The organism is Streptomyces roseoviridis, assembly GCF_039535235.1.
Classification (GTDB): Bacteria; Actinomycetota; Actinomycetes; order Streptomycetales; family Streptomycetaceae; genus Streptomyces; species Streptomyces roseoviridis.
This window is the reverse complement of sequence record NZ_BAAAWU010000001.1, coordinates 4,929,961-4,946,798: the sequence shown is the minus strand read 5'-3', so window position 1 is coordinate 4,946,798 and position 16,838 is coordinate 4,929,961. Positions and strand designations below refer to the sequence as shown.

7 protein-coding genes are annotated in these 16,838 nt (G+C 70.5%); 2 read left to right on the top strand and 5 right to left on the bottom strand.

Features of this window, described 5'->3' with window-relative positions:
- Positions 1-43 precede the first annotated feature (43 nt).
- The 5 genes from ABD954_RS22405 to ABD954_RS22385 form a co-directional block, all read right to left on the bottom strand.
- Positions 44-6,184, bottom strand: coding sequence for an RHS repeat-associated core domain-containing protein (locus ABD954_RS22405; RefSeq protein WP_345488185.1), 6,141 nt, complete (start codon positions 6,182-6,184; stop codon positions 44-46).
- A gap of 387 nt (positions 6,185-6,571) precedes the next feature.
- Positions 6,572-9,262, bottom strand: a complete 2,691-nt coding sequence (locus ABD954_RS22400) for a LamG domain-containing protein (RefSeq protein ID WP_345488184.1) — start codon at positions 9,260-9,262, stop codon at positions 6,572-6,574.
- Positions 9,190-10,794, bottom strand: a complete 1,605-nt coding sequence (locus tag ABD954_RS22395; RefSeq protein ID WP_345488183.1) for a hypothetical protein — start codon at positions 10,792-10,794, stop codon at positions 9,190-9,192. The genes ABD954_RS22400 and ABD954_RS22395 overlap by 73 nt, the downstream gene beginning before the upstream one ends.
- A 394-nt stretch (positions 10,795-11,188) precedes the next feature.
- Positions 11,189-12,049 carry an ABC transporter permease gene (locus tag ABD954_RS22390; RefSeq protein WP_345488182.1) on the bottom strand — a complete coding sequence of 287 codons (861 nt, stop codon included), beginning with the start codon at positions 12,047-12,049 and terminating at the stop codon, positions 11,189-11,191.
- A complete protein-coding gene (locus ABD954_RS22385) occupies positions 12,046-14,787 on the bottom strand; it encodes an alpha/beta fold hydrolase (protein WP_345488181.1) in 2,742 nt (913 codons plus the stop codon). The genes ABD954_RS22390 and ABD954_RS22385 overlap by 4 nt, the downstream gene beginning before the upstream one ends.
- A 142-nt stretch (positions 14,788-14,929) precedes the next feature.
- On the opposite strand from ABD954_RS22385, the gene ABD954_RS22380 reads away from it, so the two are divergent.
- The gene (locus tag ABD954_RS22380) at positions 14,930-15,364 is read left to right on the top strand and encodes a GNAT family N-acetyltransferase (RefSeq protein WP_345492387.1); all 435 of its coding nucleotides are present in this window, start codon (positions 14,930-14,932) and stop codon (positions 15,362-15,364) included.
- A gap of 159 nt (positions 15,365-15,523) precedes the next feature.
- Positions 15,524-16,702: a S8 family peptidase gene (locus ABD954_RS22375; protein WP_345488180.1), complete on the top strand. Its 1,179-nt coding sequence runs from the start codon at positions 15,524-15,526 to the stop codon at positions 16,700-16,702.
- Positions 16,703-16,838 lie beyond the last annotated feature (136 nt).

Genomic DNA, 16,838 nt, shown 5'->3' with positions numbered 1-16,838 from the left:
GCCACGAAGCCCACTGCCTCATGACCACCGCTGTCACACGACCCTAGCAACCTCCGGCATAGGATCCGAGACTTGCGTTACTCGCACCGCAGAAGGCGGTATTGAAAGCGGCGTTGAGCCCCATGTTTCCGTAGGTTGCGCCCCAATCGATGGCCCCCTTCGGATTGTTTACCGTCGTCCATGACTTCGGGCTGCCGCCGACCCCGCGCACTCCAGGGACCTTCGTCTTGATTGCCTGTGGGACTCTCGAAATGGCGTTGGCGCCGTACGCTTCAGCCCATGTCGCCGCACCGCCAACCGACCGTCCTACCCCGGCGGCTACGCCTCCTCCAACGGCAGTCCAGGCCAAGTCCTTCCCAAGGGCAGCAACATCCGCTTCACCGGTGAGTGCGTAGTCCACTCCGAACTTGCCAACCGCGATGACAGCACCAGCAGCGATGCAGGCACCGGCTGAAGCGATCACACAAATACCGAAGCCGACAACCGGAAGCACCCGGTTCTTCCACCCGTCCCAGGTGGCGAAGGTGTCATGGAACCACCCTTTGTCCTCCGCCTGGCTCTTCCGCGCCGCCTCCGCGGCCCGCCGCTCCGCCGCGCGCTTGTCCGCGGCCTTCCTCGCCGCCTCCACCTGCTTCGCGTCGTAGTGGTAGACCTTGTAATGCCGCGGGTTCGCCCGGTATGCCCTGTACTTGCGCTGGGAGTCCGCGTCCGTGCGGGCCGTCTGATGCCAGTCGTAGGAGCCGTTCTTCTTGGTGTAGTAGCCGGTGGTCATGCCCCGTTCCTTGGCCCAGTAGTAGTCCGCGACGCCGTTGCCGCCCACCGGGCCGTCCGGGCGGAGGCCCGTCGGGTCGGACTTGGTGACCGGAGAGTTGTGGGCGTAGCTGTAGGCGTTCATCTGAGCCGGGTCCTGGGGGTCCATGATCGGGTCGACCGAGATGAACTTGCCCAGAGACGGGTCGTACTCACGGGCTCCGACGTGGGTCAGGCCCGACTGGGTGTCGACCGTGCCGCCGACGAAGCCCTGGTCGCTCGGCCAGGTACCGGTCGACGCACTGCGGGCGTTGCCGTAGGGGTCGAGGCGACGGCGGGTGACGAGGCCGGTCGCGGCGGCGATGACGACGAGACCGGTGCCCTGATGGTCGGCACCCTGGAAGTACAGGTCGCCGTCGTCCTGGCGGACCGCGATCGTCTGGCCGGCGAAGGAGTAGTAGCGGGTGCCTTCGACGGCGGTACCGCCGGCCGGGAGCTTCAGTTCCATGCCGGGGAGGTAGAGCGTGGTGCCCGAGAGGTCCTGACGCACGACGCGGTTGCCGTCTGCGTCGTAGAGGAAGGTGGACACTCCGCCGCCCGGTTCGGTGATCTTGGCCGGCTTGCCCTCGGCGTTCCACTCCACCTTCTGGGTGTCCGTGCCGAAGGTGCGGGTGTCCGTGTTGCCGCTCTCGTCGTAGTGGTACGTGGACGTCCGCGGGCCGGCGGGGCCGGTCTCGGTGACCTTGGTGACGGCGTGCGGGCCGGCGGCCTCCTCTCCGTAGGTGAAGGTGCGGGTGGTGTCCTTCGACGCGTCGAGACCCGGGTCGTGCGTGACGTCCTTGGTCCGGTTGCCGATGGAGTCGGTGACGTAGGACTTCCAGTACGAGGCCGGGCCGCCGAGCGGGTTGGCGCCGGGCGCAGCGGCACAGGCCGCGGGGGCCTTGCCGTCCTGCGTACTGCCGACCGTGCCGGAGCCGGTCGCCGCGTCGCCGGTGGCCGCCGGAGTCCACGCCTCGGCGAGGCGCTGCCCGGCGTCGTAGGCGAAGCACTGTACGTCGGCGACGGCCTCGGCGGTGTCCGTGATGGACATGACGTTGCCGGACTGGTCGTAGGAGTAGGCGGTGGCCTTCGCCGGGCCGGTGACGCCCTCGATGTCGACGGTCGAGCCGATCAGCCGGTCGGTGCCCTTCTCGTACGTGAAGGACTGCTGGACCGTGCGGCCATTGCCATTCGACAGGACCAGGCCCTTGAGCTGCCCCGTGGGGGTGTACAGGGTGTCCTTGACGTAGCCGGACGTCGAGCTCATCGTGTCGGGCCGGCGCAGCTCGTCGTACGTGTAGGCGAACGTCTCGACAGGCAGCTTGCCCGCCGCCGGCATGGCCGTGCTGGTGACGTTGCCGTCGAGGCCGTACATGGTGGTGAAGGAGTACGTCCCCTGGAGCTTGCTGTCGACGCCTGCGGCGACGTAGTAGTCGGTCCGCTCGGGCCGGTAGAGCGCGTCACGGGTCTGGACATAGGTGGAGTAGGCCTCGACGCCGTTGACGTACCGGATGGAAGCCCAGGGCTGGCCCAGGTAGCCCGTGTTGTCGTACAGGTTCTCGGTCAGCCTTGTGCCGGTCCCCGCGTCGCCCTCCCAGGTGCCGGTCTCGCGGCCGAGGGCGTCATAGGTGATGGAGATCTTCTTCTCACGTGCGTCCAGGGTCCACTTGGGCCGGTCGAGGTTGTCGTACTCGGTGGTCGTGGTGCCCGCGTCCGGGTCCTGGACGGAGGTCTTGCGCCCGAGCTGGTCGTAGCCGTAGCGCCAGGTGTTGTTCTGGGAGTCGGTGACGGACTCCAGCTGGCCGCGCTTGGTGTATGTGTACCTGATGGTGTCGTACTGGGTGCCGGGGCCGACCGGCTCCGGCGACGTGGTGCGGTAGTGGCGAAGCTCCTTGACCCGCCCGTGGATGTCGTTGATGGTCGTCGTGGGTACACCGCCGACCGGCGGGTCTACGTGCACCGCAGTGCCGTCGTAGGCGGTGGTCGTGCGCCACTGCTCGACGCCGGCGACGAGGGAGATCTCGGCGGTGGTGCGGCCGAGGCCGTCGTACTCGTAGCGGGTCTGTGAACCGGTCAGCCCGTCGGCGACGAGGATCAGCTCGTCCGACGGCGCCTGCGCCGCGTTGTAGGTGGCGTTGGACTTCTTCGTCTTCCCCGTGCCGTCGTACCAGGTGTCGCTGACGAGGCTGGTGCCGCCGGCGCCCGGGCTCTGCGTCTGCCGTGGACGCAGCAGGCTGTCGTAGAGCTGGTAGGTGGCCTCGTACGATCCGTCGTTCCGCAGCGTTTCCGTCTTGACCGCGACCGGCTTGTCACGGTGGACGTTGTAGGAGTACTTGACGCTCGGGGTGGAGGTCTTGGCCCGGTTGGCGTGCCAGACCGAGATGAGCCGGCCGAGCGCGTCGTACGCCAGATCGGTGCGCTTCTTGTTGGGGTCGGTGACGCCGCTGGCCGCGCCCCAGGCGGGGGCGTAGTCGGTGACGGTGACGTGACCCAGCGCGTTGGTGACCGTGGTCCTGGTCAGCAGGCCGTTGGTGTCGGTGTAAGTGGTCCTGGTCGGCTTGAGGTCTGCGTCCTTGACCAGCGTCGGACGGCCGAAGCCGTCGACCTCGGTGGTGCTGGTGACTTGGTAGGTCGGAGTGGTCCCGTCGTGGGCGGTCAGCCGCTCGCTCTTGATGACGTCACCGGCGGTGTTGTACGTCGTCTTCTCGTCACTGACGACCTGCGTCCTGCGGTCCGGGGTGACGCCGCAGTGGACGGTGACGGTCTCCTTGCGGGAGACCTGGTCATAGACGTGCTGGGCCGGGACGTCGGCGTACGAGGGCCGGACGCACTTGTCGTCATCGGTGGTCGTGACGTCGCCGAAGTCGTCGGTGTGCTTCAGGCGGGTGCCGGGGACGGTGGTGTCGTAGGTCGGTACGGACTTGGTCTGGGTCCAGGTGTTGTCGGACTGCAGGTGGTAGACGCGGGTCGCGCCCGGAGCGACGACGGTGGCCTTGGTCGTGGCCCAGGTCTTCGTCTGGGTCGCGGTCTCCGTCTTCCACGGCTCGGTGATCGTCTTGGAGACCGCCTTGCCGCCGACGGCCAGGTCGTAGGCCTGCTCCTCGATCTCGACGCCGGTGAACTCCTTGCTGCCGGTGTACTCGACGCCGGTGGAGTCCTTCACCTTTTCGACACGGGTGCTCGTGGTGGTCCCGGGGAGCTTGTCGCCGTCGAGGCCCTGGAGATAGGTGTAGTCGGTGCGGGACCTCATGGTCTGGCCGTTGCCACCGGTGACGGTGACCTTTCCGTAGCCCTGCCACTGGCTCCAGGTCAGGTATTTCGGGTCGGTGATGCCGTTGGGCTCGGCGTACCGCCAGCCGGCGGGGCCCGCGTAGGCGTAGCGGGTGACGAGGTCGTCGCTGCCGCCCGTGCGGTCGGTGTCGGTGATCTGCTCGACGACGTACTTGTGGAACCAGTCCGTCTTGGCGTCGGCCGCGCCCGGCGGGGTCCAGATGACCGGGTAGCAGCGCTTGGTCGAGGACCCGGGCTGCGGCAGCGTGGTCGGCGTGCACTCGCGGGGCGCGTAGGTGATGTCTAGCTGCGCGCCGGTCTCGCTGGTCACGGTGGTGAGGCGGAAGCGGTAGAACGGGTCGGTGTTGTCGGTGTCGCTGTCGACCCGGTTCATCTTGGGCTCGCCACCGAACGTCACGGACGGCAGCGGGGCGGTGCCGCTGCCGGCCCGGCCCTCGTGGTCGATCTGGGACAGCCAGAGGGACTTGGTGGCGTCACCGTTGTCCGTGAAGAGGTGGGTGAACTTCCAGGAGTCGATGTCGTCGTACTCACCGGCGACCGCGCTGGTACTCATCTGCGTGGTGATTCCGGTGAGCCGCTTGGTCGTCCAGAAGGTTTGGGTGCTCTGTGCCAGGGTGCACTTGGTGTTGGCGGCGCAGTGCCGGTCGACCGGGGTATCGAGCCATCGTGCCGCGTTGGCCGTCGTGAACTTGGCCGGGGCGCAGTCGAACGTCGCGTCCGGAAGGCAGCGCTCGACGGTGGTGAAGACGACGCGCGCCGGAGCCTTGGTGGAGTAGACGGCGTTGTCGCGCTGACCGTAGTCGATGCGCTTGACGAAGCCGGCGCGGTGGTACGCGGTGCCGTTGACGTCCGTCTTGCCGTTCAGGGCGTAGTGGTTGGTCTCCGGCGTGTAGAAGTACGACCTGACGTCGCCGTGCCGGTCCTTGACGTAGTCGAGGTTCCATCGCCAAGCCTGCTTGCAGTGGGCGCTCGCGAAGGTGGCGTTGTAGCAGGGCTCGCCCGAGTCGTCACCGAAGACGGGTGCCGTCCAGGTGGACTGGGTCTCCTCCTTGCCCGTCGTCCAGCCGGGGAGCCGGTTCAGGCCGAAGTAGTACTCCGTACCGTCCGTCGTGGTGATCTTCCAGTACTCGCCGTCGTTGTCACCGTTGCCGGTGGCGTAGGTCGAACCGTTCAGCTTCTGGATCTTGGCGCCGTTGTCGTTGGCGAAGTACCAGCTGCCGTCCTTGTCGCTCTTGACGAGCGTGGACGACTGGCCGTTGAGCATGACGGTGGCGTTGTCGTACGCCCAGCACTGCTCGCCGGATCCGGTGTGGCCGTCGTCGGAGCAGGGTTTGTAGGAGCGCTCGATGTAGTCCGGCTCGTAGCCGAATCCTTCGCCGATCCAGGATCCCTGGTTGTTGGTGGCGGCGGTGCGGCCGTCGGCGGACTGGGACGAGTAGCCGAGCTCGATGTTGGGCGCGATGTCGCCGGGGGTCGGCACGGTGCGCAGCGGATACGACCAGGAGAAGCCGCCCGAGGAGTTGTTGACCGACCAGCTGGCGGAGGGTGCGAGCTGCGTGGCCTTGAAGTTGCCCTTCGCGGAGGAGGCCGTGGGCGTCAGCGCGTACACGACGGTCGTGGGGGCGTTCGCCGAGGTGGCGGTGACATCGGCGCTGACCGTGCGGGTTTGGGTGTCGTTGACGGCGGCGAGGGTCTTCGGGGCGGCCGTACAGTCCTTGCTGCCGGGTGCCGCCGTCAGGACGCAGGCGGGCAGCTGGACCAGGGTGAGCCGGGACCCGTAGGCGCCGCCGGCACCGTCGGCGAAGGCGGAGTAATCGAGGGACAACCGCACCGGTGCGGCGCTGGTTCCGGCGTCGGCGCGCGCGACGGTGAGAAGGGCGGCTCCGCCCCAGGGGGCCGCCTTGTCCCGGCCGAGGGAGGTGATCCTCACCTTGGCGGGAGCGGTGGCCGGCGGTGTGTGCTGCCCCGCGGCCGCGCGGTTCTTCGTAGTCGTGGGTGCGACGGTGACGGGCAGTCCGCCGATGCGGGTCTTGGCCGCCTGCTGGGCGGGGGCCTTCACCGTACGGCCGTCGGCTGCCTTCGCCCAGCCGGAGGCGGCGGACAACGTGACTTCGGCACTGGCTCGAGCAGGCCAGGAGACCTCGCCCAAGGTCTTGACCGCGGCCTTCCTGGCGGCGTCCGCGGGCAGGGGCTTGGCCTTCCCGGCGTGCTTGCCCTTTACGGGGTCAGGGTTCCTGGAGAACCCCGGGAGGCCGGCAGCCTCCGCCTGAGGTGTGACTGCTTGGGCGACGCCGCCCGAGAGGGCCAGCGTCAGGACGAGGACCATGCCGGACAACGCGCTTCTTGGCATGCGCGCGCCCAGCGGTCGACCGCTTTGGGGCATGACGAGACTCCGATGAGAGGTCGGAAGGAAGAAGGAAAAAGTGGTGGCGCCGAACGCCGAACCGGCCGGGCGATCTCCGAGGAGAGCCGCCCGGCCAGGCCGACCGAACTAGAGATTCGGTTCGGGCGTCACGTTGTTCAGCATCGAGATCACGGTCGGAGACAGCCCACCGGCGTAGGCCCGCACCTCGTCCACGGCGCCGGACAGGTACTGGCCGGCCTTCACCGAGCGACCCACCTGGAGCCCGCCGGGGGAGGCCCACCCGGCCGGGTCCTCAACGGTGACCTGAACCGGCTCACCGCCGTCCACGTAGAGCCGCAGGTTCCGCGTCACCGCGTCGTAGACGACCGCCAGGTGGTTGCCGCTGCCCGTCGCGGAGGGCAGGGCGTCAGCGTTCGCCAGCTCCGTTGTCTTGGCCGTGGCGCTGTCTCCGGCGGTCAGTGTGAGCTTGAAGCGCTTGGTCGCACCGTCGTAGCGGACCGCGAGCCGGTCGGTGTTCTGCCCCGGGAGGGACAGGATCGTCTGGGTCGTGGTGGAGTCGACGTTCGTCAACCGCACACGAGCCGCCACCGTGAAGCTCTTGTCGCCGCCCACGACCGGCGCGCTGGTGTACGCGTGGTCGTTGACGCCGTCAAGAACCACGTGGCCGTTGCCGGAGAGAGCCACCGGGTCGCGATGAGCAAGCCTGCGGTAGACCTTCGCCTCGTCGTACAGAGCCAACGGGGCGCCCGTGCTTTCGATGTTCGGCACCTTGCCGTCCACGGCGTCGGTCTCGAAGTCCCAATACGCCTTGCGTGCCGGCCGGACCGTCTGGAATTCGGCGATCTCACCGGTGGTCACGGGTCGGTTGTAGACCCGCACCTGGGACATGTCACCCGCGAAGGGGGCACCGTAGGTACCGTCAATCTTCGCCCGGCCGATCTGGAAGGCACCCGTCGCCGCCCATGAGGTGCTCCGCTCGGCCGTCGCGGTGGCCGTCGGAGTCGCCGGGTCACCGTCGTCCACGTACAACCGGAGCTGCGGCACGGCGGTGTACTTGGTGTCCAACACACCCGTCAGATGGACCCACTCGTCGACCGCGGCGGCGCCGGCGTCGACCCGGGCCGCGTAGCGGGTGTTTGCCGTGCCGTCCGCGTCGGGCGCGGAGAAGGCCCAGGACTTCGTGGCGGCGTCGTAGCCGAGCACGAAGCCGGCCTGGTCGGTGCCGTCCTGGCTGAGAACCGTCATGTCACGGTCGAGGGCCGCCGGCTTGACCCAGGCACTCACCGAGAAGCCCAGCGTCGTGTCGACGACGGAGGCGTCCTCCGCCGGAGCCTGCTCGTCGGCAGTGGTGAGGTAGGCGAGGGACGTACCGTCGAAGCGCGCCACCGGGTCGGACTTGCCGCCCCTGCCGGCCACCTGGAAGGTCACGCCCGTACCGGGGTGGGCAGGGGAGCTGCCCACCTCGTCGAGAGCCTCCGTGCTGCCTTCGGGGTCGGCGAGGCTCCACTGGGCGATCCGCCCGCTCGCGACCAGGAAGCTGTACGTCGTTCGCGCGCTCGTGTGCCCGGCACCGTCGACGGATTCGACCCACAGGGTGTGGCGTCCTGCCCAGGTCGGGGTCCACGTCAGCATCAGGCCGCTGAGGGCGACGCGCGTCGTGGGCGGGGCGTCGTCAAAGCTGTAGCGGAAGCTGGCCACGTCCTTGTCGGCGGGAGTGATCCTGAACACTCCCATGCCGCCGATGCCGTCGCGCCACTGGTTGTCGTCCTTGTACGGCGTGCCCGTGACGATCGGCCTGGCCGGGATGGTTGAGTCGCGCCGTACGACACAGCGGCCGGCACCGTTGGCGGAGCTCCAGGGCCCCCAGGCATCGCCGTCGAAGGCGCGGGCCTGCCAGGAGATCGTGGTGTTCTCTGGGATACCGGACACCCACTTGCCGGCCAGCGCGGTCATGCCGTCGGCGCCATACACGAAGGAGACGTCCGCGACGTTGTTGGCATGCTCGTTGTTCAGGTAGTAGATGTGGCTGGACGGCCGCCAGACACCCGTGCTGTCCGTGCCGTCGCCGTTCCAGTCACCCACGACCGGCTGGTCGCCGACGCTGCCGTAGTGGATCTCGTAGCTGTTACCACCGGCGCTGTTGAAATTGCGGATGTAGAAACGGCTGATCGCTCCGTAGTACATACCGACCGTGTCGAGGCCGTCGCCGTTCCAGTCACCCACCAGCGGGGTCATGCCGTCGGCGCCGTACACGAAGGAGACGTCCGCGACGCTGTTGGTGTGCTCGTTGTTCAGGTAGAACATGTGGCTGCTTGGGCGCCAGACGCCGACGGTGTCGACGCCGTCGCCGTTCCAGTCGCCCACGACCGGGAGGTCGCCCGCGCTTCCGAAGGCGAAGTCGATGTTGTCCGGACCCGCATTGTTGTCCCGCAGGGCGAAGGTCCGCGTTGCCGGGTCGTAGGTACCCAGGGTGTCGAGTCCGTCGCCGTTCCAGTCGCCGACGAGGACCTTCCTGCCCGTGGCGTCAAACGGGATCTGCGCGGTGTTGGGACCCGCGGTCGGCGTGGAGCGCTGGTAGACCATCTTCGTCGTCGGGTAGTACATGGCCGGACCCGTGGGCGCCGGCGGCGCGGTGACCTGGTGGGTGAAGTGCGTGCCCGCGTTCGGTGCCTTGTAGCCGGTCTCCGCGAAGTAGCTCTTCTCGACGTTGGCCGCGTCGCGGTAGAAGACCTGGTACTGCATCTTCACCGGGTCGCTGGACGTCGCCGTGTGATCGGGGTCCCTGGCCTCGGCGCGCAACTGCGGCAGGCCGTCCACGTAAGGCGCCTGAGCCGGGTCGGTGACGCACCTGCCCCCCGGTTCGAGCTCATGGTGGCGTTGGCGACCTGAAGCGGCGGCGTGTTGTAGGTGATCGACAGGTAGGCGTTGCCGCAGATGCGCTTCCATCCCGCGTACGCTGTCTCGTCACCGGCGCGCAGGCCGAAGGACATCGTGTTCCAGCCCCCGGCGGCCGCCGCGCGGACGTCGGTGAGGACCGCGCCGTTGCTGAAGTGGAGGTTCGCCTGGCTGCCGCAGGTGGTCGGCACGATCTTCTGGTTGACCCTCAGCAGCTGGTTGGTCCAGTCGTCGGAGGTGTTGGAGTAGTTGCTGGACTCCGTGACCGTGTAGTTGGCGCCGCCGACCCGGTACAGGTCGATCGGCTCGGCCCGGAAGTCGTTCCAGTAGACCTTCGCCACGCGGGCGGAGAAGGTGCTGCTGAGGATCTGCTTGCCCTTGTAGAAGCCCATGGGGAAGCTGAACAGCAGCCGGCGCACACCGATCCCCGAGCACGAGGCAGGTGTCTGGTCGACGGGGCAGAGGCCCACGCCCGCGTCGCCGGAGTACTTCCAGTCCTGCTCGTTCGGCATGCCCGACATCACGCCCGTCCAGGCGGTGGTGCCGGTGGTGCGTGGGGTCGGGTCGATGACGACCGGATAACCGGTGTTCTTGCCGCGCAGCAGTTTCAGGTCGGGCCTCAGGGTCAGCTTGCCCTTGGCGACGTCGATGCCCACCCTGGCCTTGCGGCCGCCGTCGGCCGCGTCGAGGGCGGGCCTCGGGTGTACGGCGCTCGGTCCGGTGTCCTGCGCGGCCGCGGCACGGGCCGGCGCGACGGGGGCGGCCGAGTCCCACATGGACGCGCTGCCCGACTCGAAGACGGTGCCGCCGACGGCGGAGTCGACGGCCTGGACAGCGCCACCCGGCGTCTCCTTGACGGTCAGCCCCTTCGTCGAGAGGCCGAGTTCCAGGGTGTCCAACTCCGGATTGGCGGCGGCCTCGGCCGTCTTGACGACGAAGTAGTGTGAGAAGCCCTCTATACCCGCGCGGACCACGAGGTCGACGCCGGGCAGCACCTCCGCGTAGGTCGCGGTGTCGGCCTCGACCTTCGGCGTCGGCAGCGCACCGCCGGGCCAGGTGAGGGCGTACTCTCGGCCGATCCGGCTCATCCGGGCGAACGGTCCGTTGCCGCCGCCGGAGAACTCCAGGTCTACGGTCGCGGCTTTCGGAGACCAGGTGCCGTCGCCGTTGTCGACGAGGGTGGCGTCGACGGGCACCCAGCCCTCACCTCGCCGCGTGCGCACAGGCTGGGTGTACTCGCGCGCGCTGAACGACCCGTCGGCGTTCGCGAAAACGTCACGCCGCTCATCACGGAGGCTGGTGACCTCGACGGCGTGACCGCTCTTCTTGGCGGCGGCCTTGGCGAGCTCCTCGCTGGGTGCCTCGCCGCTCTGCGCCGCGGCGGCGACGGCGCCCGCCCGCAGGACGGCGTCCGCCTGTTGTGCGGCGACGACCTCCTGCGCGGTGGCCGGCAAGACTGCAGTGCCGCCCGCGATGACAGCCGTCAGCGTCGTGATGACGGCCCCGTATGTCGCTCTGCGGCGACGTCTTCCCCACCCCATAAGGCCCCCCAGCCTCGTTGAACGTGCACACGGTTCGTGCACGCGACGAGGACGCTACCCAGGCTGCCGGAGGAGCGGTGGGGTGATCTTTTGAATCGAACCGGCAGATCTCTTTCGATTGGTGACATACAAGGCGGCGGCCGCTCACCTCCCCTCCTCCTCACATCGCGCACACAACCGGACGCAGAATGCCAGCTCAGAAGCCCGAAAAAGTCGACCTAGAGACAAAGTGGGGTGCCGATCAAGGGAAATGGCATGTGAACATCACGTGTTCGATTCTTGTACGACTTCGTCAAGTCGTTGGAGATCAGGACACGATGTCCTTCCGCGCGAAGCCCCGGAACGCCAGCGCGAACAGCACCAGGGCGTAGGTCACCGAGATCGCCGTGCCCTTGGCCATGCCCGACCATTCCAGGTGGGGCTGGAGGGCGTCCGCCCAGGCGAACTGCCAGTGGGCCGGGAGGAAGGCGCGCCAGTCGCCGAGGGCGGTGACCGCGTCCAGGACGTTGCCGATGATGGTGAGGCCGACGGCGCCGCCGACCGCGCCGAGGGGAGCGTCGGTGCGGGTGGAGAGCCAGAAGGCGAGGCCCGCCGTGACGAGTTGGGAGACGAAGACGAAGGCGACCACCAGGGCCAGGCGGGGCAGGGCCTCCGCAGCCGGGAGGGAGCCCCCGGTGGGGAGTTGCAGGGGGCCCCAGCCGTAGGCGACCGTGCCGGCGGCCAGGGCGACCAGCGGGAGCAGCAGCATGGCGGCGGCGCTGAAGGCGAGGGCCACCGCGAGCTTGGACCACAGGAGTCTGGCGCGGGGGACGGGTGAGGCGAGCAGGTAGCGCAGGGACGACCAGCCGGCCTCCGAGGCGACCGTGTCCCCGCAGAACAGGGCCACCGGGATGACCAGGAGGAAGCCCGCCGAGACGAAGAGGCAGGTCGCGGCGAAATTGGCTCCGGAGGCGGTCGCCGTGTCCATGAGGGTGATCCGGCCGTTGCGCGCTCCGTCCGGGGAGCCGCCGATGGCGAAGGCGACGATCAGGACGAAGGGCAGCGCGGCCAGGATCAGGCCCATCACCAGCGTCCGGCGGCGCTTCAGCTGGCGTACGGCCTCCACCCGCAGCGGCAGGGTGCGCCCTGGCGCGTATCCGGGAGCGGCTGCGGTGGCGGCGGCGGTCATGCGGTCTCTCCGATCAGGGTCAGGAACGCGTCCTCCAGGCGGCGGTGCGGGCCCACCCCGGTCACCGGCACGTCGAGGCGGACCAGTTCGCCGATCAGGGCGGTGGGCCCGGCCACTCCGGCGGCGTCGAGACGGACCAGCAGGCCGCCGTCCACGCGTACCGCGCCGAGCTTCTCCACCACCGCGTCAGGCACCGGGCCGCCGAGGGTGACGAGCAGGGTGTCGCCGGAGCCGGTGATCTCCGCGACCGGGCCGGCCTGGACCAGACGGCCCCGGTCCATCACCACGAGGTGGGTGCAGGACTGTTCGACCTCGGCGAGCAGATGGCTGGAGACGATGACGGTCCGGCCGCCGGCCGCGTAACGGATCATCACCTCCCGCATCTCACGGATCTGCGGCGGATCGAGGCCGTTCGTCGGCTCGTCCAGGATCAGCAGGTCCGGCAGGCCGAGCGTGGCCTGGGCGAGGGCGAGCCGCTGCCGCATGCCCTGGGAGTAGGTGCGGACGGCGCGCTCCAGGGCGCCGCCCAGGTTGGCGATCCGCAGTGCCTCGTCGAGGTGGGCGTCCTCGGCCGGGCGGCCGGTCGCCTTCCAGTACAGCTCCAGGTTCTCCCGTCCCGACAGGTGCGGCAGGAAGCCCGCGCCCTCGACGAAGGCGCCGACCCGGGAGAGCACCGGCGCGCCCGGGCGGATCGCCTGTCCAAAGACCCTGATCTCGCCCTCGTCGGGGGTGATCAGGCCCATCAGCATGCGCAGCGTGGTGGTCTTGCCGGCGCCGTTGGGTCCGAGCAGTCCGAGGACCTGCCCCTGTTCCACGCGGAAGGACAGGTCGCGGACGCTGTAGCGGTCACCGCCCTTGTACTTCTTGGTCAGGCCGGTGATCTGGAGCGGGACGTCCGCGAGGGCGGGGTCGGGGGCCGGGGCGGCCGTCCGGCGCCGGGCGGTGAGCAGCAGCCCCGCCGCGACGACCGCGCCCGCCGCCGGCAGGCCCCACACCCACCACGGCAGCCCCGCCGCCTGGGTCGTCACGGCCGGCGCGGTCGGCACGGTGAGGGGGCCGCGGACGGCGACGGTGTACGTGGCGGGCGTGGCCGGCGAGGCGTAGCCGAGGTCGGTGGCGGCGAGGACCAGGCGCAGCCGGTGCCCGGCGGCCACCTCGTGGTCGACGGCGGGCAGGGTCAGCGTGACCTCCCGGCCCCGCGCGGCGCCCTCGACCCGGAGGGGGGTGACGAGTTGGGCGGGCAGTACCTGCTGCCGGCCGTCCGGCCCCACGTCGTACACCTTGGCGAAGAGGACGGCCGAGCCGTCGGCGGCGGTGGAGGTGACCCGGACGCGGACGGTCGGTGCGCCGGTGACGCGGATCGGCGCGCTCTGCGGCCGGGCGTCGAACGCGGCGAACTGGCCGGGGAAGTCGAGCGAGAGACCGCCCACGCCGAGCGAGGACAGCTGGGAGAGGCCGCCGCCGAGGCCCGGTACGGCCGACAGGGCGGGCGGGCTGGCGCCGGCCGGGTTGGCGAAGGAACGCGGCGGTCCGGCGAGCGGGACGGAGACGGGCGCCGCGGCGAGACCGGGGTAGCGCTCGGCGGTGGCACCGCGCAGGGTGGCCCGGCCGTCGGTGGAGTCGACGCCTCCGGTACGGCTGACGCGGAAGGCGGGTCCGGTGTCGGCGGACGCGTCCCGCCTCAGGTGGCGGTCGAACCAGGCGGTGATCCGGCCCTGGACGCGCTCGGTCTCGCGGTCGCCGCCGTCGTGGCCGCCGGACGTCCAGTCGACGGCGACGGGCGCGCCGCCCGCGGCGATGGTCCTCGCCATGGCGTCGGCCTGGTCGAGGGTGAAGAGGGAGTCGGCCTGTCCCTGGACGATCAGCGCGGGCACCTTGATGCGGGCGCCGACGGCCGAGGGGCTGCGGGCCTCCAGGAGCGCGCGGGCGGCCGGATCGGGCTTGCCGGACACGGCGACGCGCTGGTAGAGCGCGCACACCTCGGGGCTGAAGCGACCGCAGGCGTCGTGGGCGGGCATCGTCCTCTCCGCTGCCCCGCCCGGCTCCGCGACCCCGCCGCGCTCCGCTGCCCCGCCCGGCTCCCTGCCGCCCTGGCGAGCCGCCGCTGCCCCCGGCTCCTGCGTGCCCGCCGAGAAGAAGATGCCCGCCCACAGCTTCTTGAAGACGCCGTTCGGGAAGAGCGCGTCGGCGAGGTTCCAGTAGGTGATCTGCGGGGCGATGGCGTCGACGCGCGCGTCGTGTCCGGCGGCGAGCAGCGAGACCGCACCGCCGTAGGAGGCGCCCGTGATGCCGACGCGCGGGTCGCCCGGCCTGTCGAGGAGCACCTCCGGGCGGCCGGCGAGCCAGTCGACGAGCCGGCGGACGTCCTTGACCTCGCGTTGCGGGTCGTTGAGGCCGATCTGCCCGCCGGAGGCGCCGAAGCCGCGGGCGGACCAGGTGAGCACGGCGTAGCCGTCGCGGGCGAGCTGCTCGGCCTGGGCGCGGACGTCGTCCTTGGAGCCGCCGAAGCCGTGGCCGACGAGGACGGCGGGGCGACGGCGGTCGCCGGCGCCCGCGGTGAAGTACGAGGTGTCGATCCGTACCCCGTCGAGGTCGAGCATCCGGTCGGCGCGCCGCACGGGCGCGGGTTCGTCGGAGGCGACGGCTGTCCAGGTGCCGGCGCCGCCCGCGAGCAACGCGAGGGCGGCGCCGATGGCGGCCCACCGTGGGAGGCCCGGGCGGGGAGGTCGCAGCTTCATGGGTCGAGCCTAGGCGTCGGCGCGGGTCCGCTCGGCTGCCCGGGGGCGGAGCCCGGCGGCCTCCTCAGGTCGTACGCAGTACCGTCCCCGTACACCAGGCGCGGTACGGCGGTGCGGACGGGAGGTCCGGGTGGAGGTCCAGGTGGAGATCCGGCGGGCGACGACGGTGGCGGAGCTGATGGCGGCGGGGCACCTGTACGACGCGCCGCCGCGGGAGGAGTGGGCCGCGGACTTCCTCGCGGCGCCGGGGCACGTGCTGCTGGTGGCGTACGCGGCGGACGGCTTTCCCGCCGGGTTCGTGTCGGGCGTCGAGATGCGCCATCCCGACAAGGGCGTGGAGATGTGTCTGTACGAGCTGTCGGTGGACGAGGCGCACCGGCGGCGGGGCGTGGGGCGGGCGCTCACGGAGGCGCTGGCGGCCCGGGCGCGGGCGCGGGGCTGTCACGGGATGTGGGTGGGGGTCGATCCGGACAACGGGGCCGCGCTGCGGACGTACGGGGCGGCGGGGGCGGTGGACGAGGGGGCGTTCGCGATGCTGGCGTGGGAGTTCGGCGGTGGCGGGGTGAACGGCCACTGACGCCGTCTTGTGCGGCACATGACAAAGGGGTGACCCTGGGGAGCACCATCACGTCCCCGCGACCGCGCCGGACGCGGTGCCCGTACGCGCCCATGGCCCCACCCCGAGGCCCGTACGGCCCCGGTGCCCCCACGACGAGAGGTTCAGGTGCCCCAGCCGATGTCCTCCACCACCCGCCGCCTCACCGCGCTCATACCCGTGGTCGCGCTCGCCGCCGGCCTCCAGTTCGCCGCCTCCCCCACCGCGCAGGGCACGCCCGTCGGCGACCTGCGGACGGCCCCGGCGTCCGTCGCGATCGACGACAGCTGGATCGTCGTCCTCAAGGACGGTTCCACCCGCGCCGCCGACCTCGGCGTGACGCCGAAGCACGAGTACCGGGCGGCGCTCAAGGGCTTCTCCGCCACCATGTCGCGGGCGAAGGCCGCCGCCCTGGCCGCCGACCCCCGCGTGGCGTACGTCGAGCAGAACGCGACCGTACGGGTCGCCGACACGCAGACCGGCGCGACCTGGGGTCTCGACCGGATCGACCAGCGGGACCTGCCGCTGTCGACGACGTACACGTACGACACCACCGCGTCGAACGTCACCGCGTACATCATCGACACCGGCATCCGCACCTCCCACGCCGAGTTCGGCGGGCGCGCGACGGTCGGCACGGACACCGTCGGCGGCGGGCAGAACGGCCAGGACTGCCAGGGCCACGGCACGCACGTCGCCGGCTCGGTCGGCGGCGCGAAGTACGGCGTCGCCAAGGGCGTGAAGCTGGTGGCGGTACGGGTCCTGGACTGCAACGGCTCCGGCACGACCGCCGGGGTCATCGCGGGCGTCGACTGGGTGACGGCCAACGCGGTCAAGCCGGCCGTCGCCAACATGAGCCTGGGCGGCGGGGCCAACACCTCGCTGGACAACGCGGTGAAGCGCTCGATCGCCTCCGGCGTCAGCTACGCGATCGCCGCGGGCAACGGCAACATCCTCGGCTGGCCCGCGAACGCCTGCAACTACTCCCCCGCCCGCGTCCCCGAGGCCATCACGGTCGGCGCGACCGACTCCGCCGACAAGCGGGCCTCCTTCTCCAACTACGGGACCTGTGTGGACCTGTTCGCGCCGGGCGTGGGCATCACGTCGGCGTGGAAGGACAACGACACGGCGACCAGCACCATCTCCGGCACCTCGATGGCCACCCCGCACACCGCGGGCGTCGCGGCCCTCTACCTCGCCACCCACCCGACGGCCACCCCGGCCCAGGTGAGCAGCGCCCTGGTCGCCAACGCGACCTCCGGCAAGGTCCAGGACCCGAGGACCGGCTCCCCGAACAAGCTCCTGTACGCGCGCTGGTGACCGTCGCGCGCCGATGGCGGCGCGCACTGCCGTCCGCGGCCGGAACAGGCACCGGCCGCGGACGGTCCACAATCGTCACCGTCGCCCGACGGCCGGACCCCCGGCGCCGGCCGAGGCGACGGAGAGGAAGTGACGC